Origin of the sequence: Lysinibacillus sp. FSL K6-0075 (genome assembly GCF_038592945.1) — a bacterium.
GTDB lineage: Bacteria > Bacillota > Bacilli > Bacillales_A > Planococcaceae > Lysinibacillus > Lysinibacillus fusiformis_F.
This window is the reverse complement of the sequence record NZ_CP151947.1, coordinates 2,170,932-2,197,067: the sequence shown is the minus strand read 5'-3', so window position 1 is coordinate 2,197,067 and position 26,136 is coordinate 2,170,932. Positions and strand designations below refer to the sequence as shown.

The 26,136-nt window shown below is 39.6% G+C and carries 31 protein-coding genes, 1 pseudogene and 1 CRISPR repeat array; of the genes and pseudogenes, 8 read left to right on the top strand and 24 right to left on the bottom strand.

All coding sequences use genetic code 11. The features are described 5' to 3' along the window. Nucleotides 1-52: 52 nt before the first annotated feature. A pseudogene (locus tag MHB65_RS10620) lies at nt 53-937 on the top strand (phosphotransferase). Here MHB65_RS10620 and MHB65_RS10615 read toward each other — a convergent pair. The 4 genes from MHB65_RS10615 to MHB65_RS10600 all read right to left on the bottom strand — a co-directional run bounded on the left by MHB65_RS10615 (nt 923) and on the right by MHB65_RS10600 (nt 4,281). Beyond that, complete coding sequence (locus tag MHB65_RS10615) at nt 923-1,723, bottom strand: DnaD domain protein (RefSeq protein WP_342443423.1); 801 nt, start codon at nt 1,721-1,723, stop codon at nt 923-925. The pseudogene MHB65_RS10620 and the gene MHB65_RS10615 overlap by 15 nt on opposite strands. Nucleotides 1,724-1,905: 182 nt before the next feature. Further along, nucleotides 1,906-2,325 (bottom strand): hypothetical protein, encoded by a 420-nt coding sequence (locus MHB65_RS10610; protein ID WP_342443422.1) that lies wholly within the window; start codon nt 2,323-2,325, stop codon nt 1,906-1,908. Between the two features lie 106 nt (nt 2,326-2,431). Further along, nucleotides 2,432-2,740 (bottom strand): hypothetical protein, encoded by a 309-nt coding sequence (locus MHB65_RS10605; RefSeq protein WP_342443421.1) that lies wholly within the window; start codon nt 2,738-2,740, stop codon nt 2,432-2,434. 1,256 nt (nt 2,741-3,996) lie between these two features. After that, on the bottom strand, nt 3,997-4,281 hold the full coding sequence (locus MHB65_RS10600; protein ID WP_205443107.1) for a DUF5316 domain-containing protein: 285 nt from the start codon (nt 4,279-4,281) through the stop codon (nt 3,997-3,999). A 120-nt stretch (nt 4,282-4,401) separates the two neighbouring features. On the opposite strand from MHB65_RS10600, the gene MHB65_RS10595 reads away from it, so the two are divergent. The 3 genes from MHB65_RS10595 to csaA all read left to right on the top strand — a co-directional run bounded on the left by MHB65_RS10595 (nt 4,402) and on the right by csaA (nt 5,743). Beyond that, a complete protein-coding gene (locus MHB65_RS10595) occupies nt 4,402-4,887 on the top strand; it encodes an NUDIX domain-containing protein (RefSeq protein ID WP_342443420.1) in 486 nt (161 codons plus the stop codon). A 257-nt stretch (nt 4,888-5,144) separates the two neighbouring features. Beyond that, on the top strand, nt 5,145-5,321 hold the full coding sequence (locus MHB65_RS10590; protein WP_004228639.1) for a hypothetical protein: 177 nt from the start codon (nt 5,145-5,147) through the stop codon (nt 5,319-5,321). Between the two features lie 89 nt (nt 5,322-5,410). Beyond that, entirely contained in the window at nt 5,411-5,743 is a 333-nt protein-coding gene (gene csaA, locus MHB65_RS10585) for a chaperone CsaA (protein WP_342443418.1), read from the top strand. Between the two features lie 12 nt (nt 5,744-5,755). Here the strand turns inward: csaA and MHB65_RS10580 are convergent, their stop codons facing one another. Further along, the gene (locus tag MHB65_RS10580; RefSeq protein WP_342443417.1) at nt 5,756-6,637 is read right to left on the bottom strand and encodes an AraC family transcriptional regulator; all 882 of its coding nucleotides are present in this window, start codon (nt 6,635-6,637) and stop codon (nt 5,756-5,758) included. Nucleotides 6,638-6,934: 297 nt separating this feature from the next. On the opposite strand from MHB65_RS10580, the gene MHB65_RS10575 reads away from it, so the two are divergent. Next, complete coding sequence (locus tag MHB65_RS10575; protein WP_342443416.1) at nt 6,935-7,279, top strand: hypothetical protein; 345 nt, start codon at nt 6,935-6,937, stop codon at nt 7,277-7,279. A gap of 167 nt (nt 7,280-7,446) precedes the next feature. Here MHB65_RS10575 and MHB65_RS10570 read toward each other — a convergent pair whose 3' ends face one another. The 6 genes from MHB65_RS10570 to MHB65_RS10545 form a co-directional block, all read right to left on the bottom strand. Next, nucleotides 7,447-8,004, bottom strand: coding sequence for an isochorismatase family protein (locus MHB65_RS10570; RefSeq protein WP_342443415.1), 558 nt, complete (start codon nt 8,002-8,004; stop codon nt 7,447-7,449). A 64-nt stretch (nt 8,005-8,068) separates the two neighbouring features. After that, nucleotides 8,069-8,707 (bottom strand): O-methyltransferase, encoded by a 639-nt coding sequence (locus MHB65_RS10565; RefSeq protein WP_342443414.1) that lies wholly within the window; start codon nt 8,705-8,707, stop codon nt 8,069-8,071. Continuing rightward, nucleotides 8,691-9,029 (bottom strand): hypothetical protein, encoded by a 339-nt coding sequence (locus MHB65_RS10560; RefSeq protein WP_243456140.1) that lies wholly within the window; start codon nt 9,027-9,029, stop codon nt 8,691-8,693. Before MHB65_RS10560 ends, MHB65_RS10565 begins: the two co-directional genes overlap by 17 nt. A gap of 509 nt (nt 9,030-9,538) precedes the next feature. Further along, a complete protein-coding gene (locus MHB65_RS10555; protein WP_205443096.1) occupies nt 9,539-9,694 on the bottom strand; it encodes a hypothetical protein in 156 nt (51 codons plus the stop codon). Between the two features lie 358 nt (nt 9,695-10,052). Further along, a complete protein-coding gene (locus MHB65_RS10550; RefSeq protein ID WP_342443413.1) occupies nt 10,053-10,673 on the bottom strand; it encodes an SDR family oxidoreductase in 621 nt (206 codons plus the stop codon). 80 nt (nt 10,674-10,753) lie between these two features. Beyond that, entirely contained in the window at nt 10,754-11,140 is a 387-nt protein-coding gene (locus MHB65_RS10545) for a hypothetical protein (RefSeq protein ID WP_205443092.1), read from the bottom strand. Nucleotides 11,141-11,378: 238 nt separating this feature from the next. Between MHB65_RS10545 and MHB65_RS10540 the strand changes: the two genes are divergently transcribed. After that, nucleotides 11,379-11,873 (top strand): hypothetical protein, encoded by a 495-nt coding sequence (locus MHB65_RS10540; RefSeq protein WP_205443090.1) that lies wholly within the window; start codon nt 11,379-11,381, stop codon nt 11,871-11,873. A gap of 116 nt (nt 11,874-11,989) precedes the next feature. Here MHB65_RS10540 and MHB65_RS10535 read toward each other — a convergent pair whose 3' ends face one another. Continuing rightward, nucleotides 11,990-12,289, bottom strand: a complete 300-nt coding sequence (locus MHB65_RS10535) for a hypothetical protein (protein WP_342443412.1) — start codon at nt 12,287-12,289, stop codon at nt 11,990-11,992. A gap of 159 nt (nt 12,290-12,448) precedes the next feature. Beyond that, on the bottom strand, nt 12,449-12,649 hold the full coding sequence (locus tag MHB65_RS10530; protein WP_342443411.1) for a hypothetical protein: 201 nt from the start codon (nt 12,647-12,649) through the stop codon (nt 12,449-12,451). 76 nt (nt 12,650-12,725) lie between these two features. Here MHB65_RS10530 and MHB65_RS10525 point away from each other — a divergent pair, with 76 nt between their 5' ends. Then, entirely contained in the window at nt 12,726-13,016 is a 291-nt protein-coding gene (locus MHB65_RS10525; RefSeq protein ID WP_342443410.1) for a transposase, read from the top strand. Here MHB65_RS10525 and MHB65_RS10520 read toward each other — a convergent pair. From MHB65_RS10520 to MHB65_RS10510, 3 genes are read right to left on the bottom strand one after another with little or no spacing between them, the layout of a single operon-like run. Continuing rightward, nucleotides 13,013-13,696, bottom strand: a complete 684-nt coding sequence (locus MHB65_RS10520; RefSeq protein WP_342443409.1) for a DUF1963 domain-containing protein — start codon at nt 13,694-13,696, stop codon at nt 13,013-13,015. The two genes, MHB65_RS10525 and MHB65_RS10520, sit on opposite strands and share 4 nt — an antisense overlap. Continuing rightward, nucleotides 13,686-14,261 (bottom strand): DNA-3-methyladenine glycosylase I, encoded by a 576-nt coding sequence (locus MHB65_RS10515; protein ID WP_342443408.1) that lies wholly within the window; start codon nt 14,259-14,261, stop codon nt 13,686-13,688. The genes MHB65_RS10520 and MHB65_RS10515 overlap by 11 nt, the downstream gene beginning before the upstream one ends. Nucleotides 14,262-14,288: 27 nt before the next feature. After that, nucleotides 14,289-14,885, bottom strand: coding sequence for a class I SAM-dependent methyltransferase (locus tag MHB65_RS10510; protein ID WP_205443082.1), 597 nt, complete (start codon nt 14,883-14,885; stop codon nt 14,289-14,291). A 110-nt stretch (nt 14,886-14,995) separates the two neighbouring features. On the opposite strand from MHB65_RS10510, the gene aac(6') reads away from it, so the two are divergent. Continuing rightward, nucleotides 14,996-15,430 carry an aminoglycoside 6'-N-acetyltransferase gene (gene aac(6'), locus MHB65_RS10505; RefSeq protein ID WP_205443081.1) on the top strand — a complete coding sequence of 145 codons (435 nt, stop codon included), beginning with the start codon at nt 14,996-14,998 and terminating at the stop codon, nt 15,428-15,430. 63 nt (nt 15,431-15,493) lie between these two features. Here aac(6') and MHB65_RS10500 read toward each other — a convergent pair whose 3' ends face one another. The 8 genes from MHB65_RS10500 to cas5c form a co-directional block, all read right to left on the bottom strand. After that, entirely contained in the window at nt 15,494-15,685 is a 192-nt protein-coding gene (locus MHB65_RS10500) for a hypothetical protein (RefSeq protein WP_205443079.1), read from the bottom strand. A 455-nt stretch (nt 15,686-16,140) separates the two neighbouring features. Next, on the bottom strand, nt 16,141-17,700 hold the full coding sequence (locus MHB65_RS10495; protein ID WP_342443407.1) for a right-handed parallel beta-helix repeat-containing protein: 1,560 nt from the start codon (nt 17,698-17,700) through the stop codon (nt 16,141-16,143). Nucleotides 17,701-18,110: 410 nt separating this feature from the next. After that, a CRISPR array of direct repeats spans nt 18,111-20,430; the repeat unit is 33 nt; unit sequence ATTTCAATCCACACTCTCCATGTAGAGAGTGAC. A gap of 169 nt (nt 20,431-20,599) precedes the next feature. After that, nucleotides 20,600-20,890, bottom strand: coding sequence for a CRISPR-associated endonuclease Cas2 (gene cas2, locus MHB65_RS10490; protein WP_342443406.1), 291 nt, complete (start codon nt 20,888-20,890; stop codon nt 20,600-20,602). 9 nt (nt 20,891-20,899) lie between these two features. Further along, nucleotides 20,900-21,931 carry a type I-C CRISPR-associated endonuclease Cas1c gene (gene cas1c / locus MHB65_RS10485; protein ID WP_342443405.1) on the bottom strand — a complete coding sequence of 344 codons (1,032 nt, stop codon included), beginning with the start codon at nt 21,929-21,931 and terminating at the stop codon, nt 20,900-20,902. Next, entirely contained in the window at nt 21,931-22,581 is a 651-nt protein-coding gene (gene cas4, locus MHB65_RS10480; protein ID WP_342443723.1) for a CRISPR-associated protein Cas4, read from the bottom strand. The genes cas1c and cas4 overlap by 1 nt, the downstream gene beginning before the upstream one ends. Continuing rightward, nucleotides 22,571-23,407, bottom strand: coding sequence for a type I-C CRISPR-associated protein Cas7/Csd2 (gene cas7c, locus MHB65_RS10475; protein ID WP_342443404.1), 837 nt, complete (start codon nt 23,405-23,407; stop codon nt 22,571-22,573). The genes cas4 and cas7c overlap by 11 nt, the downstream gene beginning before the upstream one ends. A 3-nt stretch (nt 23,408-23,410) precedes the next feature. Further along, the gene (gene cas8c, locus MHB65_RS10470; protein WP_342443403.1) at nt 23,411-25,333 is read right to left on the bottom strand and encodes a type I-C CRISPR-associated protein Cas8c/Csd1; all 1,923 of its coding nucleotides are present in this window, start codon (nt 25,331-25,333) and stop codon (nt 23,411-23,413) included. Then, nucleotides 25,330-26,055, bottom strand: a complete 726-nt coding sequence (gene cas5c, locus MHB65_RS10465; protein WP_342443402.1) for a type I-C CRISPR-associated protein Cas5c — start codon at nt 26,053-26,055, stop codon at nt 25,330-25,332. Before cas5c ends, cas8c begins: the two co-directional genes overlap by 4 nt. Nucleotides 26,056-26,136 lie beyond the last annotated feature (81 nt).

Sequence of the window (26,136 nt, the reverse complement as noted above, 5' to 3'; positions counted from 1 at the left end):
TTGATCTTCTAAAATATTGAAAGTGAGGAAAGAAAATGTGCAGGCAATAGAGATGATTCGTCAATTACCAAGCTTACATGGCTTGACGGAACTAGTTAAAATTAATAAAGGCTATTCACCTGATCGTAAGTATCTCGTAACAGTTGGTGAAATGCGCTATATGGTGCGTATAGCAGACCTAGTGCATCATGACAAACGTGCAAAAGAGTTTTCCTTGCTCCAAGACTTAGCAAAACAGGGTGTAAGAACGCATAAAGCCGTAGAATATACCTTGTTTCAGGAAGCCAACGTATCCGCAATGGTCGTTAGCTTTTTAGAAGGCACGCCAGCGGATGAGGTCATTCAGGAACTCTCTGATGCAGAGCAATTTTAGGAATTGAGAAAAATACATCAAGTGAGCCCCCCACAAATAATCCATTGGGAGACAGCACAGCTCAAAAAATTCTCTGCTTATCTTAGGGCATATCAGCTAGACTCCTATCAACTTCCGCAAGAAACTAAACTATTACGCTTTATTGAAACGCACTTACCATTGTTAAAGCAGCGTCCCATTACCCTGCTTCATGATGATTTCCACCTTGGTCACATTATTTGTAAGGGCCATACTTACAATGGGGTTATTGATTTTAATGGCTACGATGTAGGTGATCCTTATCATGACTTTTATCATCTTGCCTTGTTTAGTAGGAGACATAGTATCCCCTTCTGTAACGGACAAATCGATGGCTATTTTTCATCTGCACCAGACGATATGTTTTGGCGGCTGTATGCCCTCTATGCCGCGATGACTGTCTTTTCAACCATTGTTTGGACACGCCAATATGATCCACAATCCTTTGACGATGCGTTGGCAAGAATTCACATCATTTTACAGGATCATGATAACTTTTCTTCGATGAAACCTTTATGGTATGCAGAGAATTTATTCGCTCCGTAAGAGGGCTAATATTTTTTGCCGTTCCGCTTCAAAATCCATCGTTGGCTGCGATGTTGGTTCCTCCTCATAACGCTGATGAAACCACTTCGGAATGATCTCCTGCCGTCTGCCCTTATAAGGTGGTGACACTTGTTGCTTGCGTGCTTGAAAACGCTGTTGCTCTATCGCAATATCTGCAAGGCTCTTTATGTTCTGATCACACCAATTTTGTAAAATTTTTTCTACATACCGCCAGCGTAGAACATTGTGCTCCACCGCTAGCTTCATCGCATGTATGACCATTTCCTCCGAAAACATAGTGAGCCAATGACGTATTTTGCTAGTAATATAGGCGGTTAGTGTGCCAAAGCCCTGTTGCTCGAAAAAATGGTAGGCAGTGGTAGTAGACTGCTTATCATCTCTATCTTTTAGTAATTGCTTATTTAGTAATTCATTATTTAGTAGTGTGGGCTTTCCCGTTGATGGTGTAGCCGTTGACGGCATGGCCGCACGTTTGGGAGCTTCATACACGAAAAATTCCACCTTACCGAACTTGCCATCCTTTGCTCTCTTCTGCACTTTTTGAAGATAGCCCGCCTCTATGAGTTCAGCTAGAATGCTGGCTGTCGCCTCCCGTCCACATTTACTACGTGTGGCTAAATCGGTAAGACGAAAGTGCCAATCATCTGGTAAGGACAGCATATAGGCAAGCAGGCCCTTAGCTTTCCAGCTCAATTGACCATCATTTAAAAATGCCTTATCCAGCACAACAAAATTCTGCTTTTTGACTACTCGATAAATCATCATGATCCCTCTTTCCATCTGATATTCTTTCTAACTATATAAAGAAAATTTTGAAAAAAGGGGACATAAAAAAAGGACATGCCATGACAGCATGCCCTTACAAGCAGGTGAAAAGTGAATAATGTTCGAGATTTGAATAGTAATGGGTAGTGGAAGCAGAAGCTAACGTTTGCTGCTGCCCCATTTTATTCATAAAGCTCTTTATAGACGATGACTTTTAATGCGGCAATCTCTTCATCAGATAATTTGCCTTCCACCATTTGCAGGGCTTCTTCCTGTGTCATCGAGCCATCCTGCAATTTCACACGCATGTCGTTCAAATCCGTAATGCCCACTTTTTGAATTAATACTGTCGTTGCCTCTTCTTTCGTCGTAAACGGTAATGTACTACTATCGACCGTTTTCGCCTCTTCCATATAGGCTTTTAATTGTGGATCATTTTCAATGGTATTTTTGATTTCTTCCTTTTGTCCGCTATTTTCTAATTCGGTAGACAAGGTATCTACAATTTTTTCAGAGGCAAATTTTGTGCCGAAATGCAGCACACCATACCCCACTACTCCAAGGAAAATAACGATCACTACTAGAAATTTAATGAATCTCAACTACGCTCACTCCTTTATACACGTTCATCATACTATATGGAGCGAGTGTTGAGAAACAATTCTCCCTAGAAATTATGTAAAAAAACCCCATCTATGGCGATGAGGCTTATTTGACGTATTTCAAATACTTCCGCACAAATTCCACAATGTACAGCACTTCCTCTTCCGTCATCGAAAGCAGCTTACAAACACGTTGTAGTCTAGCAGGTAATGCTAATTGCTGGCGTACCTGATGAATATACATATATTTGCATTTTCGTGGATTTACTTTATCTCGTATTTGCTTGTATCGCAGGTAAGCATAGCGAGCAAAGGCATTGAGCATCTCCCGCTCCTGCTCATCACGCTCCTTCTTTTTGGCCGCCTCATCAATGATGTCCGTTTCAAATGTCCGTGTACCATCTGTTAATTGCATAGTACCACCTCTCTATTGCAAATGTACTCCTCCCTATTAAATGCAACAAAAAAAGCCACACCTAGGGTAGATGTGACACTTTTTATGAATTTTATATGTAATGAATGGTGGATAGCCTGTAGAATGTGGTGGGTGTGATTCTAAATGTGATGGATAGAACGTGATTTCTAATGGATAGAATCGCTTGGAATGGATTGTTGATTCTAATTGGTGGATACCATATAAAATGTAGCGGTTAGAACGCTTATTCTGACGGATACACTCCTGATTTTGATGGATACATTGCTTAGAATGGATTGCTCCTCTTAACTGGTGGATACCATTCTAAATGTAGCGGTTAGGATGCTTATTCTGGCGGATACAATACTTATTTTGACGGATAGAATTCTCCGAATGGATTGCTCCTCTTAATTGGTGGATACAATCCTAAATGTAGCGGTTAGGATGCTTATTCTGGCGGATATACTGCTTATTTTGATGGATACAATTGCTAAGAATCGATTGCTCCTCTTAACTGGTGGATACCATTCTAAATGTAGCGGTTAGGATGCTTATTCTGGCGGAGAATTGCTTAGAATGGATTGCTCCTCTTAATTGGCGGATACCATTCTAAATGTAGCGGTTAGGATGCTTATTCTGATGGATAGAATTATTCAAAATGGTTTGTTCTTCTAAACTGGTGGATATAATTCAAAATATAGCGGTTAGAACGCTTATTCTGGCGGATACACTGCTGATTTTGACGGATAGAATTACTCAGAATGGATTGCTCCTCTTAATTGGTGGATACCATTCAAAATGTAGCGGTTAGAACGCTTATTCTGGCGGATACACTGCTTAGTTTGAAGGATACAATTGCTTAGAATCGATTGCTCCTCTTAATTGGTGGATACCATCCTAAATGTAGCGGTTAGGATGCTTATTCTGACGGATACACTGCTGATTTTGATGGATACAATTGCTAAGAATCGATTGCTCCTCTTAACTGGTGGATACCATTCTAAATATAGCGGTTAGGATGCTTATTTTGACGGATACACTCCTGATTTTGATGGATACAATTACTTAGAATGGATTGCTCCTCTTAATTGGTGGATATAATCCTCAATGTAGCGGTTAGGATGCTTATTCTGGCGGATACACTGCTTACTTTGAAGGATACAATTGCATAGAATGGATTGCTCCTCTTAGTTGCGGGATATAATTCTAGATCTGACGGATACAACGCTGATTTTGATAAATGGCTGCTATTAGCTTCAAAGATAATAAGCAAAGATAGCTACAATAATGTTTGGTATTGCTAAGAGTAAAGCGTTATTCATCAGGTGATTGCGTTCGTTTCTGTCTTCTTTTGTTTCTGTTGCTAAATTGGCACGCATTCTATCTCCGCTTGCTATGGCTCCTGACATTAACATGGCAGAGACAATGAAAATTCCGCCTAGTAAACCTGAAAGCAAATGCGCTTCCTCCTTCCCCCATATGAGAATGGAGCATATAACACCTAGAATGGACAAGATGGTTCCAATGCCTATATACTTCATTTTCAGCCCCCCTTATTTTATTATACGGCTAACGTCTCCTATTTGTTTCACGAATTCCAAAAATTACATATACAGGATTATTACAGTTCAGTAAAATAGTGAGCAAAGGAGGCTGAGTAGATGGTGCATCATTATGTAAATTGGGGTGGACATCCTATTAAGTTGACGTGGCTATCACAACAAACAATGCAAGATATTAGTAAAGTGACAAGTGTCCATGGTATTTGCTTTCATCAAGATCGTGTTTTACTGGTTCATGTGAAAGATCGCGAATTTAATTATCCAGGTGGCCACGTGGAAAACGATGAAACCCCTGAAGAAACACTTCATCGCGAGGCTTTGGAAGAAGGCTATGTGAAAGGTACTATTCAATATATCGGTGCGATTGAAGTTAGTCACGAAGAAAATCCCCTATTTATAGAAGGGGGCAAATATCCAATAGTTGGTTATCAACTATTTTATAAAATGGCGATACAGGAGTGTCTACCGTTTTTGCGAGAGCATGAAACAATTACTCGGATTTGGGTGGAGCCTGAGGAAGTACCTTATATCATCCATGATCATGAACTAGCACATGTAATTTTACAGGAGGCATTAACTATGTAAAGCTATACACATTGAAGATTGGTTAATCGTTTTAACAAAAAATACGTTGAATGATTTAATACATAAACGCTACCGCAAACTTCAACAAGAAAAGATATTAACGAAGTTTTTTTGCAGAAGGTTTTCAATCTGCAAGATACTTTAAAATGGACATCGATGTTTATGAAGCTATTTGCCTAGTATAGTATGCTCGCCAAACGTTCATAGTAAGTATGGTGTGGAGCTCACGCCGAATCATACGACGGAGGGATCAATTTATGAATGGAATTCGTGAAGGTTTAATCCCCACTATACTCGGGTCAGCTGTTACGGCGGCAGGCTATGCAATGAAGCAAAAACATGGCTCTAACAAAATGGTGGCCAATACGATTTTTGGCTTTGGCTTAGCGCACATTGTGTTAGGTGCGATTGACCTGGTAGAGCATCGTCGTTAACGAGAGAAGGGCACGCTATGTGCTCTTCTTTTTTTGTATTTTTTTCTATTAAATGCTAACATTGTCATAAAAGCTGAAGGAGTACAAAAATGGCGACAATAGAAGATTTTACAGCACTTGATATACGAATTGGCACGGTATTAGAGGCAGAGGCACTACCAAAGGCTCGGGTTCCTGCCATTAAAATGAAAATTGATTTCGGTGAAGAGCTGGGCATTAAACAGTCTTCTGCACAAATTACGAAGCGTTATACACCCGAAGTCATTATTGGAAAGCAAGTTGTAGCGATTGTTAATTTCCCACCGCGTCGGGTTGCTGGTTTTAAGTCAGAGGTGCTTGTCATTGGTGGCGTGCCTGTGGAGGGTGATGTAATCCTGTTAACACCCGATCAGCAGCTGCCAAATGGAACGAAAATACAGTAAAAGCCTCTCGCATTACGCAAGAGGCTCTTTTTTCTGAAGAGGAATCCAGATTTCACTTGTAAAGGTTGGTGAGGAGAAATCGGTGCTTGCATGGTGCACGATTTCTGGTCCAGCAACCTGTTCATAGCCAGAAGATGGGAACCATTCGGCATAGATGCGACCCCATGTTTCCTGCAGTGTTTGCGGAAATGGCCCGACCGCTTCAAAGACCGCCCACGTACAAGCGGGTACATCCAACTGTGTGAAATGGTGAGACGTTTCTGTTGTGGCCACGCCGATATAATGATCAAGCTCGCCCTTCTCCTCCATTCTGCCCTCGGAAAAGTTGGCGGAGGCTTGGATGATGCCTTTTGGTTCTACATTAGATAGCTTTTTTAGTTGCGCAATATCCTCCATTGTTAATGAACGTGCCATTTCGGTTATCGCTTGATTTTCTCCTTGAAAAACGATGGGTACTCTTTTCATAAGACCCACGATGTGAAACGCTTCTTTTTGTTCGAGTCGGTAATTCATTTCACAACCTCCTTGTATAGTAAGTTGGAAGGTCATCCGTGGAAAAGCTTTTAAGTGTTGACCACTTTGCCTCGCCTCCGATGGGGTGATGCCATGCATTTGCTGAAAGGCTCTTGTAAATGCATCGGCAGAGCGATAGCCATAGCGAATCGCGATATCGAGAATTCTCATAGATGAATCCGACAGTTCCAGTGCAGCAAGTGTCAAGCGCCTGCGACGAATATACTCTGATAGCGAGATGCCTGCTAGAAAAGAAAACATTCGTTTAAAATGATATTCCGAGCAATAAGCTAATCTCGCAGCCTCTTGCACATCAATTTCCTCCGTTAGATTGGCCTCGATATACGCAATCGCCTCATTCAACCTTGTTAAAGAATCCACTTCTATCACCTTCCTTATCACTACTTTAGCAGGAATAGCCCCCTTCCATCCGACAATTGGTGCACCATTTAGTCGCCTTTCAAAAAATAATCTATCGAACAGGCAAATAACTAACTTTCGAAGCTACTTTCTCATACATATAATAGTGTAAAGCTAATTTTAGCCTTACACCTCCTGACTTGATACTTAGGGTCACTGCTCGCACAGTGGCCCTATGAAGATAAAAGATCGTTGTATCGCATCGTAATTTTCGTTACAATATTTGTAAAAATTATTGATAGAGCTGGAGGCAGCAACATGGATCGCCATTTCCAGTGGTACAAGTATATAAAATACATACTCATACCTATATTCATTTCAAAATTCTTTCATTTTGGTATACCGAATATGCAACCTCTATTCATTCTTGAATACGCTCTCCTATTCGGGGTAAGCTTTTTACTCATTATTCTACAGGATTTTTTCACGATTAGTAAAAAAACGAATTTTCTACTGCGTTTCATTATGCTGATTATTTTACTGCTTTTATTCATTACCGCTATTGTCTATCAAGCGATGATGACTATTACTTTTTCAATCCTACTACTCGGCGCGTCAGGTTTTGCACTATATTTACATAGAAAAGATGAAGGAGAACAATAAATGGTACATGAAAATAATAGTAAGCGATTACTTATAATCATCGGTTAGGTTAATGTGATGGGCTGCTTTTGAAAATAGTCGGTATCGTGAGTACGGTTATAGGATGGGTGCTCAATCACTTCTATATGTAAAAATGACCAAGAACCTAGATTCTTGGTCATTTTTTATTAGAGATAGCTATTATGTGTAGGTTCAAATAATGCTTCGTCGGCGTTTCGCACCAGTGAGAAATGATCCACGTTGTAATGGCCGTGCAGGATGTCATTATGATGGGCAACCGTATCTTCTGGTGATAAGTATTGGGAACCATTTGTTGAATGACCATCTCCCACCAGTGTGACATCAAAGCCATGAATAGTTGCCGCTCTTACTGCTGTATCCACGCAATGCTCCGTTTTGCAGCCCATCATCACCAAATGCTCTACCGCATTGGCCTTTAAATAATCGAGTAAACCTGTCTTATAAAAAGCATTTGTAGCCAGTTTATCAAAATAGACAGCTGTCGGTGGTACATGAATCGCTTGATGTACCTGAAAGCCTTCCCCTTCTCCACCAGCTACATCCTGATCACGCACAAAAATAAGATGTGCGTTTGCCTCGGTAGCTTTCTGAATTACGGTATTGATTGTCTCAAGCAATTCATCCTTGCGATAGACGGCTTGTTCATCCTGATTTCCCTCGATTAATTCTTGCTGTGCATCAATGACTACTAGTGCTTGCTTCAAAAGCATCTCTCCCTTATCGTTTGCTAACAATATTTTACCATTAATAGTTAATTTGTGATATGCATTATTTTTTAACTTTTGAAACCGTCATGCCATCTCCAATCGGTAGAAGGACGGATTCAAGCTGTGGATGATTCGCCACTGTGACATTGAACTTTTTCATAATGGCTGAATAGCGCTTTGATGCTGCCTCAGGGTCTGCTACACTGCCCCCTGCAAGGACATTATCTGCCACAATGAATGCACCAGGGTTGGCCAGCTTAATGCAATAGGCTAAATAATTTTCATAGTTATCCTTATCTGCATCAATGAAGAAGAAATCAAAACGCTGTCCTTCTGCTACAAGATTTTCAAGGTTCTCAAGTGCAGGACCTGTCCTATACGTCACTTGCTCAGCATAGCCTGCCTTGGCAAGATTTTGAGCAGCTAGCTGTGCATAGTTCTCCTGTAATTCTAGGGAGGTCAATGTGCCCTCTCCTTCGATCCCTCTTGCTAAGCAGATGCCACTATAGCCACCCAGTGCACCAATTTCTAAAATAGCCTTAGCCCCTGTAATTGACACAAGCATTGTTAACAGCTTGCCTGAGGATGGGGACACAGAAATGGCAGGCATGCCGTTTTCCACAATAGAGGATATGACATCCTCTAACATGGCATCGTGCTGATAAAATACCTCATCGATATAATTATTCATTTGTTTCATGTGCATGTTCTTCCTCTTGTAGACTGTCCGCTATGTCGTTTGTTTCATTTTCTTGAATATCAAACAACTGGCTAAATTCTTGGATAACCAGGTCGATGGCTTTTAATTCCCCTACTAAAATTTGCTGAATGGATTGAAACTCTGGCTGCTCTAATTGCTGTTTAATGGTTGCACGCTTCACATGCAGCATTTCTAGAAACGATATCGCTTTACCTCGTCGGAACGTTTTCGCTCCTCGCTGTGGTGCGCCTTCCATGCCTCTGTGACGACCTCCACGGTGATGTCCCTCTCTCATATGCTCTCTAAATCCTGATCCTCTCATTATTCAAACACTCCTTTTTGTATACATTTGTATACGTTGATTTAAATATATTGTATACAAACGTATACACATTGTCAATTAAACATAATACTTTGTTGCTCCATCATATGTTAGACAAGAGGAAAGACATATTGAAATGGAGGTAAGTTGAGTGAAAAGGGTTATAAAATATGTTTTGGGCATCGGTACTTTATTGATACTGTCAGGCATATTTTTGATTGGTGCACAATCTCACTATAATCAGAAGGAAATTAAAATAGCTAGTAAGCTATGTCTTGAAAATGGCGGACAGCCCACCATCATACGAGATTATTTGGCATTGAATTACTCCTTTTCATGTCAAAAAAACTGAGGTTGTACATAATGCATGCTTTCAGGCAAATGGCTAGCTAACAAGACTACTTTTACATATAAATAGTAGTGTGAAGCAAATCTAGCCTTTCCACAGCGCTCCTGTTTGGAAGTCACTTTCTCTTGGAAGGTGGCCTTTTTTGCATGAAAAAAAGACGTCATGTCGACGTCTTTAATGTTTGATCGATATCCTCAATCAACCTATCCACTTGTTCCTTTGTTATCTTGATGACATATAGTTCTGTCGTTTCGATTCCATCATGGCTTGTTAGGTGTTTAGGATATTGATAGTTATTTGATATCTCCTTGTCCATATCATCACCTCTTCAATAGATATATTCGACATAAAGTATAGCAAACCTTCTATAAAAAGGAAAATAACAGTATATTTTTTCACTAAAATGACAACCATATGGACAGTTTAGCATAAAAATAGGTCAAATCGATAAGTTCATTTAGACTATCCTTGTGTAAAAGTGATTATTGCTTACCAAATTTCGCAATTTTTTTGAGGTAGAATGACCCGACGAAAACAATGAAACTTCCATAAACTTTCAGCATCACATTTCTAACAGGCGCCTCCTCAATGGTTGTACTGAGAAAGGCACATCCTATGACAATGATGATTATCCCGATGATGGCATGAATACATTTCACCATATCTCCCCTTTTCTAGTAGGCAATACCGACGCGCGTTCTCAAAAAATCCTCACGAAAGATTTGTTGATAGGCAAAGTCTGCTGTATCTGCTACGGAAATTTGGCTGCCTCCCTCTGGCAAAAAGTTGCGTTCAACGCGATAGTTTCCTGTCCAGGCCCCATCAGGTAAATAGGTAGGACAAACAATCGTCCAATCCATAGTAGATTGCTGTAATTGTTCAAATACACGTTGGTGCTCCTGTGCAGCAACAGTCGATTTTCGTTTCGATTCAGTCGATTGATAACGAAGAATAGTCGGTGTCACACGACTTTGTAAGATCCCTGCTGTTCCAATCGTAATGATTCTTTTCACCAGCTGCTTTGTCATCGCTTCAAGAATCAACGGTAAACTAGCCGATAATGTATCGCCACCATCTGTATTTAATGCACTGACTACCACATCGACATTGACCATTGCCTGCTCGACATCCTGCTTGTTTAAAACATCGCCTTGGATAACACGCAGCTGTTGTTGATGGTGCGGTATTTTATCGGGATTACGGACCAATAGAGTGACCTCATGCTGATCCTTTAATGCTAGCTCCACCATATGGCTGCCGACACGTCCACTGGCACCTAATATTAAGATTTTCATTCCTCTCACCTCTGTTATCATTATAACGCAATTCCCTTTATATGTAAAAAAGACACCGATAACAGTGCCTTTCTCCTCGATTAGTCACGCTCCAGTAGCTGAACATTGACCATAAATAGATGCATATTATTCTTTTTGGACAGCTCATCGATGATTGATTGAATCTCACTTTCTGTACTTACATCAATTTCTTCCCCATCGTGTAATTGAATCGTGATGACTTGATGTGCTGGAGAATCTATTAAATAACCGACTGTACTATCAGGCGAGTAGCCTGCCGCTCGTATCGCCTGTATCACCTGTTTGGTAAAATTCGTAGCTTGTAATTTTTCGCCAAGTTCCTCTGCATAGGGAGTCGCACTTTCGGGGTTCGTGGCTATAATTGAAGGCTGTTTTTGTGTCATCCACAATGAAATCACGACCAGTAAGCACATGAATAGAAAGAAGATGTGCAGGATTCTCTTCATACATTCACTCCATTTCTCCATGAAATTTACAGGCGGCAGTCTAGCAATCTTTTGCCCTGAAATCTGTTATTGTTCTCACAGCTATGTATGGCTATATCTCCATTTGGTTTTCGAAAAATAATTTTCCACTGTTGCAGAGGGCAAATTACCAACAAGTCATGTTTGCGGCATCATAGATTAGAAATGTAAAGGTTAGCGCTACCATTACTAAAAAACTAACAAAAAGGGAGATTAAAAGATGCAAGATAGTAGATTTAGTCAATATATGAATTGGAATCAGAAAAAAGAAAAGTGCTGTGAACAATATGTAAAATGCTATTGTCATTTAGAAAAAAAATGTGAGCACAAACAAGAGGGATGCAAATGCAAACAGAAGCCTGGGCATTGTAAATGGGAACATAAACACGAGCGATGTAAATGCAAGCATAAGGATGACCATTGTAAATGGGAAAAGGAAGATTCCTGCTCTTGCAAAAAAGAGGAGGAAGATTATTACGAAGTTGATTATTCGAAGGATCACCACTGTAAAGGCTGTATCTGTCATCTATTAAGATGCTTATCACCTGGCGCTTTTGTAGATGTTATTTTAGCAGGCGGCGGTAGCTTTGCAGGTATTTACTTCATCAGCTTAGATCCTAAAACTTGCTGTGCAACATTTTTTGAGGTAGATGCGGCAGCTGCATCACCACTTATCATTGATTGTCAGCAAATTATTGCCATTAGAAGCGCGTAAATGTTCCACTACCCTACTTGACACCAATTCATATACCATAAATCCTACCACTACAAGCACATTTGATCTTCTGCCAGGTTCGTGAATCCATACCTGGCAGAATTCATATTTTTCAGCTATTCATTGACAATGACTTTGACAATGGGCTCTAGTTTTCCTCTATTTACATCGCCAAGATAATCAACATCCACTACGACAGCTCGTGGCTCAAAACGTTGGATACATTCAATGAGGCGTTTCGTGTTTATTTTCTTCAGACGTTGGAAGGGTTTACGAATATCAGACCTTGTCACATACTCGCGAATCGGACAAGGAATCGTAAACGTCGATAAAATAAATGCTACATTTTGTAAAATACCTTCCACGCCAGTAGCATTACCATTAACATTACTTAAAGCCGTTACTTGATGTGTCATTCTATCAACCTTTCTTCTACGTTCATACAATTAGTACTTTGGAAAAAGAGCACTTTGTTATTTATGCTTGCTCATTAAAAATTATGAACGATTTGTTTTTATGTACCCCATGTTATTTTTATTCAAACAACATCTTAGTTGATAGGCTGACCTACAAGCTTAGTGTGTGATGGCGTAGTAAATAACATACAGCCAGCTAAAACAGCCATGGATGATTGCCCAGATGATGGAATGATGCACACTCCATGAAATCGTAATCGCTAAAACCGATCCAAAGCCAATGCCATTTTTGACCACCGTTTTATGCTCCACTTTTTTCACCTTCCTTGTTCTTTTTATCTCTCCATCTTGCCATCGCAATATGTTTCCCCTCCTATCGTTTTCTATGTTTATGCATGAGCGAACAAGGGCAATCTGAAAGAAAGGATGTGATGTTATGACAATTTTCATGCTGATTGCCACGATTGGAATCCCAAGCCTTATGGTGTATCTTCAGCAAAAATGGGCAATTTTCAGCCTTCTTTTCAACATACTAGGTGTCATTGCTGCAATCCTGTTTAGCACGATTGCCGCTACAGCTATAACGAACATTATTCTTGAGGATGCGGTCTTTATGACAACGATTCACGCAGTTTTCTTAAACCCTGTATTTCTGATTACCGGAGCGTATCTCGGCTTATATCTGATTTACCGATTAATCATAATGACCATTCAGGAAAGAGACTAGTAGAAATCACAATAGACGTGCCAAGTCTGAGTTGTTGGATTGTAGAAAAAATAAAAATTGCCATGATCCACAATGTTCAAATGTGCTTTTGCATCCGAGGCAATTTGGAGGACAAATGGTGCATCATCACCAAAATCCATGCCACTTTGACAAAAGCTTGGATAGCCACCAATTTTATGGAGCGGATAAAGGTCTTCTACGATATCCTCAAAATATTCGAGCTGCTCCTCATGCTCCAACGTCAAAATCTCTTCCTCCAATTGAGCAGGAATACCGCCCCCATCCCAGGTTGGATAGTCATTCGTGATATGCTGCGGTATGAGGGGAAACGCGCGAATGTGTTCATGCTGCCATTCACGCTTTACTAAGCCTTCCAAAGTGGTGTACGTTCTAATGTCAAAATAAGACCCAAGATCATCCTCCACGAGATGATCCAATAGACGTTCATCGACAAACAGCGTGATTAATTGAAACGGCTGTATGGCTGCCGGTACATAGGGAAGGTCTTTTAGAAAGAATGTAGCAAGCGGCTGATAGCCAGATGGTGGTTGCTCCTCTGGTAAGGACCAGCCGACATAGCCAATCCAGCTTTCCAGTAAATCATGTGTGGGGCGAATACCACCTGTTTGAAAAATCGTTGCCTGCTTAGCTAGTTGAGCCCGAATATGTTCAATTGTCATCCGTTAGCTCCTTCTGTCGACAGCAGCAATCCGTTGTATGGTCATTCACCATGCCCACTGCCTGCATAAAGGAATAACAAATCGTACTCCCAATAAATTTAAAGCCATCCTTCTTCAATTGCTTGCTCATACGATCACTAATGTCTGTCGTCACAGGCACTTCTTTGATGGAAGCCCATTCATTAATAAGTGGCTTATGATCCACAAATCCCCAAATATAATGTGAGAATGAGCCATGCTTTTCTTGTATTTGGAGATACGCTTTGGCATTTGTCACCACGCTAGCTATTTTTAATTTATTGCGTACAATCCGTGTGTCTTGCTGTAATTCCTCTAGCTTGTCCTGTGTATAAAGAATAATTTTTTCCACATCGAATTGATCAAATGCCTCACGATAGCCTTCACGCTTTTGGAGAATCGTCCACCAGCTCAGGCCAGCCTGTGCCCCCTCCAAGCAAAGCATCTCAAATAAATGCTGATCGTCATAGACCGGCACACCCCACTCCTTGTCATGGTATTCCACATACAAAGGCTCATCTAGCTTGACCCAATCACATCTTTTCATTTTTATACCCTCCATTTTATGTACTCCTTACTTAATAGCTGTAATGCAAAGCCATCCTTTACTTGATTTTTCCGTGACATAAACGGTTTGAAAACCGATACGTTCTAATAATTGCTTCGTCGCCTCAGGTGTTTGATAGGCTTGCATATGATAATTCATTTTGTAGAGCTCTGCTATCATAATAAATTTCCCACCGTTTTTCAGTACCCGCCATACTTCCTCCACATCGTGCTCTAAGGATGGCCAAAAATAATGCGTTTGAAAGGCTGTAATGGCATCAAAAAACTGATTATCGTATGGAATGTTGGAAACGCTCGCCTCTTTCACAATGACGCTACCACTAGCAACACGTGCTTCATTCAGTTTGATCGATTCCTTCACGGCCTGTGCAGAAAAATCGATCCCATAGATTATACCATTTGGATTCAATTTGGATAAAATTTGGAGCGTTTTCCCACCACCACAACCTATGTCTAACACACGATCACCATCATTGATGGCTCCTTGCCTGATGAACCATGCATTCATACCGCGATGAGCGATATTCATGATTCGTAGCATCGATGAGCCCAGCCATCCATTTGGTTTTTTCGCTTGTTCAATTAACGTTTGTAAGAGTGACATTATTGGATTCCCCCTCTTGAAGTGCGGATGTTAAAATAAAAAATAGTTCTTTACTAGTTTGTACGTGCTTCAAAACGTTTTGTTTCATTTTTTACCAAGGAGGAGATTTGATGATACAGCAAGCAAAGCAACAAGACGCAAAAGCTGCAGCCACATTAGCCTTACTGCTCTGGCCCAATCATACACTAGAGGAATTTACAGCAGATATGACACAGCTACTAAAGGGAGAAAACGCAGCCATCTTCCTTGCCTATGAGGAGGACAAAGCAATTGGATTTGCCCAATGCCAATTGCGAGCGGATTATGTAGAAGGCACCGACACAAGTCCAGTCGGCTATTTAGAAGGCCTTTTCGTGATGGGGGAATACCGCCAGCAAGGCTATGCAAGACGGCTTGTGGAGCATTGTGAGCAATGGGCAAAGCGTAGGGGCTGTCTAGAGTTTGCCAGTGACTGTGAATGGCACAATGAAGAAAGCCTACAAGTTCATCTTCAGCTCGGTTTTACAGAAGCCAATCGCATCATTTGCTTCACAAAAAAATTATAAAAATAGCGGACAAAAAAATCACAGGTGCTTAAAACAAAACACCTGTGATTTTTCGACATTTTTTTAATTTAGATATGTATTGTTGGAAATATTTCGTTCGCGCTCATCTATGATTAAATGGATCATTAATGCGAGTTGTTGTTCGATTCGCATATTGTTTAGATGAAAGATATCAGCAATCACATTCTTTTGCTTCTCTGCTAATTCCATTCCCTCAAGCAGTAACATAATTTCTTCTTTTGTCAGCCCAAACATCCTCATATCACCCCAATACTCTCTCTATTTATTATTGTAAAATCATTACACACATTTCATAATTAACGCATTTTTATCTTATTTCATGTACCATTTTTACTAATTATAGGCTAAAACATGGAAAATAATCAATGTATTATCCACAATTATTTAATATTTTTTTTACATTAAGTAAAAACTTTATTATGTTTATTATAACTTATACAAGCATTGTATAACTTTTCCTGTGGAATATTTCAAAATATTGCAGTAATTGCAACGAGACATCTATACCATTATAAAAATATTCATGCATTTTGTCGAATTATAGAGTTTTTTTGCACAAACTAAAGAAAATTAACAGCACAAACATTTTCCTTTACCCCTTTTTCACAAGAAAGAAACCTAGATATTCGCATCCATAAAAAAAGTAATTTCAAAATTGAAACTACTTGTCTTATTTGTATAATCGGCTTTTATATTATTTTTTTAATATCATGTTTCACTATTTCTATTTTCTTGTCCTCCATCACCTGCATGCCCTCAATTTGAGAAATCTTGGATGCTGAATCCTTTTGCCATGTCGCGGACTGCACATGCCCTTGCACAAATAATTGGCTGTTTTCCTGTACAACCGCAGGAGCCTTTACTGCAGCTATATCCGTATGGCGCATTTCCAATAGAGATTTATTGGACAGCGCTAAAAATGGTCTAGCTGCCTCATCCACCTTGCAATTTTCAATACGTCCCATTGATTGATCTGACCAGATCATGGCATAAGAGCTTTCTTGACCATCTTTAAAATAGCTATTAGCTACTTCAAAAATCGCATCAATGCAAGTAATCCCGTTTCCTTCCATTTGTTCAAACGTGCAATACTGTGTAAATAGACGGGCATTGTTGATATAGACATGATGGCTTTGCAGCTCTCGAATCGTTGTATGCTGCATCATGATTTTGGCATGCTCATTACCATAAATGCCACCCGATTGTCCAAATTGAATAGTCGATTGATGCAGCTTTAGTCCACTAGCATCGACAATGATATGAAATTGCTGATGGTTTTGAATTTTACATTGGTTCAGCGAAACATCTGCTTCATCTACAATAGTAAGCCCTACTGCCATGCCATTTCGGACATGACATTGGTGAAGCTCCACCTTGCTATTTTCTATCAACACCTGCGCCTTGACATGACGAGAAATTTGACAATCATAGAACTTGGCGTCCGATTTTTCTCCAAGATAAAGCCCATGACCTTGACCATCTGAAAAAATACAATCCGATATCATTAAATCACTGCGATGAACCACCATATTCGTATCGAGATGCTCTTTTATTTCACAGCCATCCATCCTAAAAGTCGTGCTATCAAATAATTGAATGCCTACCCCTTGCCCTTGATGAACCAGACAATTGGTCATCGCAATCTCACTCGACGCAGCCATCACTTGTGCCTTGTCATGCCCATGAATCTCACAATCCTCCATTGTCATCTTGACATGGCGAATCGCAAAAATACCATGCTTCTTCCCTTCCAGCAGCATACAATTCGTCAGGCTCAGCTCACAGTTTTGAGCAATAATCTGTGCCTTTACATGATGCTCAAATGTCGTGTCGACTAGAATAACACTGGAGCCATTCGCCACACGCAAACCAAAATGATTCAGCGGCGTCGCAAGCACTGCACAATTTTTCATCAGCAAACTACCATAGCTCACCATGATCTGCGTCCGTATCAATTGCTCCTCAATCACACAATTCTCTAACTGTAAATCGCCTTTCACATACAGCCCCTGACCTTGCCGAAACCGTAAATTACGCATCGCGACATGTGTTTGATAGCGAATAAAAACGCCACCCTTGATCGTCACATTGCCAACCCCATACAACGTCAGCCGCTTGGCAATATCCAAGCTTTCCTCATAAATCCCATCCCGAATTTCAATCATATCCCCTGGCGCCGCCTCTTCAATCGCCTGCCCGATACTTTGATAGCGATGCATAATACTCCTCTTCACCACAAGTACAGCCATTTACACACTCCTAACCAAAAAATGTTCGTACCCTATTTATATACCGAACATGCTTGTGCTTATTCAATTTTGTGTAAAATTACTGGAATATGCAGGGGTTTATTTGGAATGTTTGACGGTTTAATGAAAAGGGATGGTTTTGGGCAATAAAAAATGAACAGCGGTTGAGGGTGTGCTGTTCGTTTTTTCGGTGGTTGGTATGTGGGTTTTAGATTTTAATGAACTACCTTTTTAAGCATAATTTCTATGCAGAAAGTGACTTGAAGTTGCTACCGTAATGTCAGCTATAAGTCCATTTCAATCCACTCTCTATACAGTGGTGAGGTTGTGGCAAGCATTGCTATTTCAATCCATTTTCTCTATACAGAAAGAGACTTATCCAGCCGAGAAACACAGATACAGTTACTTTTATTTCAATCCACTTCTTCAATGTAGAGATTAAACTTTTCACCAAGAGAAAATCTAGACCCCATTAATTTCAATCCATACTCTCCATGTAGAGAGTGACTTTGACTTTGATTTTGATTATCTTTTAAATCTTACAAACATTTCAATCCACACTCTCCATGTAGAGAGTGACTGGGACCCATCTATACATTATTTTATCAACTAAGAATTTCAATCCACACTCTCCATGTAGAGAGTGACTGTTCTCCGATTTCTTCAGGAGGCGTATCAACATCAATTTCAATCCACACTCTCCATGTAGAGAGTGACGACTACTCACTAGATGCAACTCTTACTACGTAAGAATTTCAATCCACACTCTCCATGTAGAGAGTGACAAAAAAGGACACTAGTACGTCTATAAGTGCTTGATTTCAATCCACACTCTCCATGTAGAGAGTGACGATGATTTTGTATTCGCTAATAAAACATTTAAAATTTCAATCCACACTCTCCATGTAGAGAGTGACGCACTATAATATGGGGTCATAGTAGAGGGGGGGTATTTCAATCCACACTCTCCATGTAGAGAGTGACGTCGGTCCGAGTTTTGTTTCAAGAAAAGACGATATATTTCAATCCACACTCTCCATGTAGAGAGTGACAACCTCTGAAACGTATCGTCTAGCTTCAGCACTAATTTCAATCCACACTCTCCATGTAGAGAGTGACATCCATGGTGAAGCATATCAGTGATCGTGTTGCGAATTTCAATCCACACTCTCCATGTAGAGAGTGACAACAAGTTTCCTCTTTGACTCTTCAACATCTTTATTTCAATCCACACTCTCCATGTAGAGAGTGACGTGGCGTAGATAAATTTTCAGGGTCTAAACGTATATTTCAATCCACACTCTCCATGTAGAGAGTGACCCATCTGTGCCGAAAAAAAGCACTGACATTGCGTATTTCAATCCACACTCTCCATGTAGAGAGTGACATCATATAGCGTTTCGCCACTGCCCCATTCGATTTATTTCAATCCACACTCTCCATGTAGAGAGTGACACTAAATTTGCTGTTGCAATAACAACCCCTGTTGATTTCAATCCACACTCTCCATGTAGAGAGTGACAGTTGTTCTTTCATCATTCCACACCTCTCAAATAAATTTCAATCCACACTCTCCATGTAGAGAGTGACGATGCGTCTGTTCAATCATTTTTTTGAAGTGACTCCAATTTCAATCCACACTCTCCATGTAGAGAGTGACATCAAGTGGATGGAACAATTATTACAGAGGTTAATTTCAATCCACACTCTCCATGTAGAGAGTGACAGTAAGTGTTAATCAATTGAAAAATTTTGTTCAAATTTCAATCCACACTCTCCATGTAGAGAGTGACTGCAATGGTTATCACCTCACCTTAGTTGTAACTATTTCAATCCACACTCTCCATGTAGAGAGTGACCGTGACTGGATTAAAGATAACGTCCTTTTCCCTTCATTTCAATCCACACTCTCCATGTAGAGAGTGACTCATATAGCGTTTCGCCACTGCCCCATTCGATTTATTTCAATCCACACTCTCCATGTAGAGAGTGACCATAGTACATGAAGTCGATGTAATAACCGTAATTATTTCAATCCACACTCTCCATGTAGAGAGTGACTCCGTTGAATCACATTCACATTCACATTTATTCATATTTCAATCCACACTCTCCATGTAGAGAGTGACATAATGTCATTACTACTAAATTTTTTCCGTAAATATTTCAATCCACACTCTCCATGTAGAGAGTGACATAAGTTAATGTCAGCGTAAGATCTTTATCCGTATTTCAATCCACACTCTCCATGTAGAGAGTGACTCGTTCTTCCGCTCCCGAACCAATAAGTTTTGTTATTTCAATCCACACTCTCCATGTAGAGAGTGACAGCAACGTCATCCCACATACCTTTCATCAAATTATTTCAATCCACACTCTCCATGTAGAGAGTGACAGCAATGCACATGTTTCATTAGCAAGTAGTGAGATTTCAATCCACACTCTCCATGTAGAGAGTGACGCTTTTCCCTGTCACATCTGCTTTTGCTTCAATAATTTCAATCCACACTCTCCATGTAGAGAGTGACCAGCTAATGAGTGATAAGTCTAAGGAAGCGGTGGAATTTCAATCCACACTCTCCATGTAGAGAGTGACGTACAAATGGTAATTCTTCATCATGAGTTAAAAATTTCAATCCACACTCTCCATGTAGAGAGTGACCACTTTTTTTACCATCACATAGCCCTCTGGAACCGATTTCAATCCACACTCTCCATGTAGAGAGTGACTGCAAAATTATACTAATAGAGATCAATTTCAATATAATTTTACCAATTCATTTATTTTTATCTTTACTTTTTACCCAATTCCTTAAATTTTCCCATTGAAATCTTAGCAAAATTCGGTGCGGATCTCTTAGGGATTTTATGTTTGCTTTGCATCCGCACCGAATGTTGTTTATAAAATTATCGTATCTTCTACATTGAATGTTTCTTTAGCACCAACGTGGATGACTTTGGATTTATAGTTGTTGCCTAGCTGGTAAAACCTCAAACTATCCTCTTTTTCATCAATACTATCGTGAAGAGCAAGTTGAAGTTGTTTAAATTGCGTAGCGTCGATTACACATTCAAAAACAGAATTTTGGACACGTATCCCATAATTTTCACAGATTTTCGCTACTTTTCGTAGTCGCTTTTGACCAGCAGCCGTTTTCGTGACTACATCATATGTGACTAATACTAGCATATCAAAACCTCACTTCCATAAAAATGGTGGGTATTCTTCTAAATCACCTCGTAGATGTCGAGCAAGTAGGATTGCTTGAGCATGTGGTACAAGGCCCCAATTTATTTTTTCATTTAAGTAGGGGTGTGTTAAACTTTCTTGCTTTCGTTCTTGCCAAGCTTTAATGAATTTTTTGCGACCTTCATCGGTTAACAAGACAGCACCATTTTCTTTTTGCACAAAATCAATCGGCTGCATAATTTTCTTATTGATAAGTTTTAGCACAAAGCGATCTGCCATAACACCGCGTAATTCCTCCATCGCATCAAGGGCAAGTGAAGCACGCCCTGGACGATCACGATGTAAATACCCTACATATGCATCTAATCCTACCGCTTCTAAAGCTGCAGCTACATCTGAAGCAAGTAATGTATAGGCTAGTGATAACAAAGCATTAACATGGTCAGTTGGAGGGCGTCGGTTACGATTTTTAAAGACAAACGTCTCTTTTTGTTGTAATATCATTTGATCAAAAAGCTTAAAGTAAGCTGTCGCAGCTTGTCCTTCCAGTCCACGTAATCTCTCTAAATCCTCTGTCTGCAATACTACCTTCATCGTGGCAGTTAAATCAGTAGAAACCTGTTTAAAAACAGGAACATCTAAACGTAGTGGATAATCACGCGCCATACGCTCTAATATCCATTTTTGATTAGATATTTTAGCAAAAATAAAATTACGAGCAATTTTAGCACTTTCCAGTTCACTTTCTGACAAACGATATTGTGTTTTACGTAGGATTACATTCCCTTTGCTTTCTCCAACAATTCGAGCTAAAAATTTTCCAGACCGCGATAAAAAAGTTAAATTAATATTCCGTTCTGCACACGCATGCATTAATTTCGGACTTGCTCCTGCATATCCAAATGTACAGATGGCTTCAAAATTGTGTAAAGGAAATCTCCCTATTTGCTGTTCTTCCTGGGTAATGACCACATTTTCTCCTTTTAAAGATAGATAAATATCAGGGGTTGTAATAAATAGCGTATTTAATAATTTCCGCATTATAAATACCTCTCCATATAACGACGAACTGTCGTTGACTTCATTAACTCTGGTAGACATAAATCCTGTAGCGAGCAACTTAAACAATGTTTACCTGTTTTAACTTTTGGTGTATGTTTTCTCTCAAAATAGCGATGCATGTCTTTAAACATCGACCTTACATCTTCCTTCATCTCATTCGTAATTTCTACTTTTACACGACGCTTTATTTCATCGTAAAATAAATAGGCAAAGGGTATCTCACAAATTAACATTTCCTCTAGACAAATAACTTGTGCCACCAGTTGGACAATATCTTCCTGTCCTTTCTTTTGTTTGCCACGCTTATATTCAATAGGTATTGGCAAGTAACAGCCATCCTCACCCTGGATAGGTACCCCATTTGGATGTTCAAGAAATTCCACCACATCACATATGCCATTTGTTTTTAAAGAATGCGAGCGAATAGGCATCGCTCGCACAATTAATTTATTTCCACGTTTCTCACGCAAAAAGGGTTGATCTGCTTTTTCATGTACATGTTGACCCTCAATTGTCAAAACATTTTCAGCCCACTGCTGTTCAATGTGAATCAGCGCCCATTGTCTTGGACAAAATTGAAAATGTTGAATACCTGACAGCATCAAATAGTCAACATCATCATTTGCCATCCAGCTCATTCACTTCTAACCCTTCTAAAGTTTCTACAGAAATTGTTAAATCATTTAATGAATGCCCTTCTACATGTAATGAGCGATGAACTTTGGCAGATGAGTATTGGCCAAGCTTAGAATTATGCTCCCACCAAATCACCTTATGTACTTCCAATGACCCCTCTGGTCGAGCGGAAGAGGCATCATTTTCAAATAATGTAATCAGAACTTCTTTTAATTTTTCAGCATCTGTATTCGAAAAGCCTGTTTTTTCTGCTAATTGTGGATTAATGCTACCAAAAAATTTATAAATGCCAAAGTCTACACGGTGCTTCATTCCCATAGTATCAGAGCCTTTTTTATCACCAGTCACCGAGTTAACACTTTTCGTAATCTGAATACTGGTAATATCAATTGGTGCAAGACTTATTGCTGGATGGATGGAGACAGGTCCACGCACACCAACAGAGAGAGAATCACCTTTAAAAGCGAAAACTTGTCCAAATGCCCTTACGTCAAACCATGTTTGACTTGCAATCGTAGCATACACATCAGCATTTCCTTTTTTGTCTGCCTTAATTTTTTTCAACTCTGGAATGGCATCTGCACGATCATTTAAACTTTTAAAACCATCGTTATTACGATCATCGGATTGGACAAATATAGACTCTCCTAAATCTTGAAGCCGATTGCGCAATTTTCTCTTTATACATACATCTGATACTTCACCGTAGCCATCATAATTTTGACGTGGTCGATTCCCATTTAGTGGATCTCCGTTAGGGTTAGCATTTTGTACTGAAAACACTACTGCAAAATCAATTTTATGATCTAATGTTGTCATAGATTATTCCTCCTCATTCTTCTCTTTTTTCGAATACAATGCCTGTCGTTGACTATAGTAACCAAGTAAATATTTACCAGTAAGTGGTGTATCAGTGAAGTCTTGAATCTCCATTTGAGCGCCAATTTCATCAATAAGCTTTGTATAATAAATGCCTTTTTCTCTTAGTTTCATTTGGTAGGGCTGTAGGTTGCGCTGAATTGTAGCCCATGTTCTTGCGGGGTGTCGAGAGAATGCATTCATGTAACGTAAAGCATTTGTTGGTCGATTTTCTTCTTTACCTAATGCATTACGCTCTAACACATCTGCAACTGCAAGTAAGCGACCAAATAAATAATCACGATCCGAATTTGTCGTATTAAGTACCACTGTGTAAACCTCCTTATCTTTGTCATAGTAATGTTTTTTCACAACGGAACAGGCGACACCAAGTGCTTGCTCCCACTCCCATGATTGATCATAAAACTGTGGATTTGAAGCTCTAACTATGGCACTCCGTACAATATCCATCGGAATTTTCCGCCCATCCAACACACATGGCAACATCCGCTCCATAACTCCTTTGACGACCTTATCACTTGGTCTTGGTCCATATGCAGCATGTGCAATCGTATAAAAAGAAGGTGCTCCAAAGTATCGTACCCACTCTTCATTCTTTTTCCTTGTATGTTGCCAACTACAATCCTCATGCCATTTTAATAGCCTAGTAAAATAGTCTTTGATATCTAAATCTCGATAATAAAGGACTGCTAAACGTCCAGGCGTTGCTGCATCTAGCGTTAAAATATAGACTTTTTCATCCTCATATTCTTGGATATTCATGTTCTTTTTTATACCACTAATGATTTGACTATGCTGGTCTGCCAGTATTTTTTTAGAATCTTCACTTTGGATAAGCATTGTATCACGTTGCTCTAACAAAAAATTTAGACCTTGAAAAACGTCACTCGATAAATCATTCGAGACCTCTGGCATATCTGGATTTTTTGATCCCCAAACAAGGAAGATACGACCGTCTACTTGCTTACCTTGTCGTTCAATCAACCATTTCAAGGCATTATGTGCTTTCTGCGAGACTTCATAGCTAATATTAGCCGCTTCAAAGCTATTCTTAAATCGTCCACGATAAGTAAAACCTGTGCTATCATTTGCTGAAATTAACTTTGCTTTATCCCCTGAATTTCTCAATTTGTTAGGATGGCGAACAGTAAAAGGCTTGTATTCACCTGTCACATAGCATAGGTCGTTATCTTGTAGTTTCGTTTGATAAAAACGGCTATATGCATCATGAACTTCCTTATTTCGCCAAACAGCTTCTGTGAATTTCCCAGGCACATGTACTGTAAAACGAACAAAAGCACTTTCTTGAGCACCTGCTAACATTTGAAATATCGGCGGTTTATCTCCATCTTGCTTTGTATCCCATTTTGAACGCAATAACCCAGATTCTGTGATATGTAGTATCGAGCGTTCCACAAGATCTTGAATAATTGTCCCTTTTTTTACATATTCATAAATGGCTTGTACATGCGGATGACTATAAGGGGATGTACACCATTCACCAAGCTGCTCTAAATAGAATAAATGGGCATCACGCTTATCCTCTTCTTGAGTGTACGTGACATAATCACCTGCAACATACATCAACTTATCTTGCAACATATGCGATACATAGTTTTTCCCCGAACGACTACCAGAACTCTCCGTAAACGGTAAGATTGTATTAATTTTTTCAATGACCTGAGCATCGTATAATGTCCCATCTAAGGTAATCACCATTTCAATATGTGCCGTTTGCGTTGTGTGAGAAATGGGCAGTAATGTATATTCGATTTCTTTCTTGTCTTTCGTTTCTTTTATAAAAACCTCTCCCGCCTGTGCTTCATGTTCCTCATATGTTTTATACAAAGCACGTAAATAACTCATTCATTCACCTCCAGTTCCGCGTATTCTTCCCCCACCGCTGTCATTGTTTCACCTAATTTAAATGGTTTTGCTTGCATTTCTTTGATTGGACGAACAAGCGAACACTCTTCTGGGCGAATGAACGTAATATAGCCCTTTATCATTCGAGGTTGCCAAAGTCTTGTTTCTAGCAAATTACGTCCTGTTTCATCAGGATAATTTAAACCATGCACCATCATACCGAAATGTACTTCATCATAGTCATCATAATACCCTTCTCCAGTTCCGTATTCACATGGTTCGACATATGCCTGACATTCCCTTGTTCCTAAAAAGACATCACGGCGACCACCCTTATCGACACAGCGTTTGGCAATGTTATGATGTTTATATTCATTGAAATCCTGTTGTAAATCTGAACGATTAGTATTGAACTCAAAATGTGCCCTTACTTGATAACGTACATCACGCAAATAGCTGTAATTCGCCAGTGTATTACCTCCAGCCATATCAATAGGACGTACACCCTTTGATTCCATACGTATCGCATTCATGACACGGATTTCATCGATATACCAAATAATGGACGGCTTCCAGTAAACAGATTCAACGATTCCCTTTAGCGATTGATAGCTAGGAATTTGTGTCGTCATTTTCTCACCACCAAGCTTCATGAGTGGATCTGTAAACAATGCATAAGCTCCATAAACCTCAAACTCTATTTGATTACGTATTTTTGTCATGTTATCACCTCCTTAAAATCATTAAAAAATATTAGAAGAATTATCTTAAAGATTTTAAGTGAGGTCTACTATAGGGAGGAA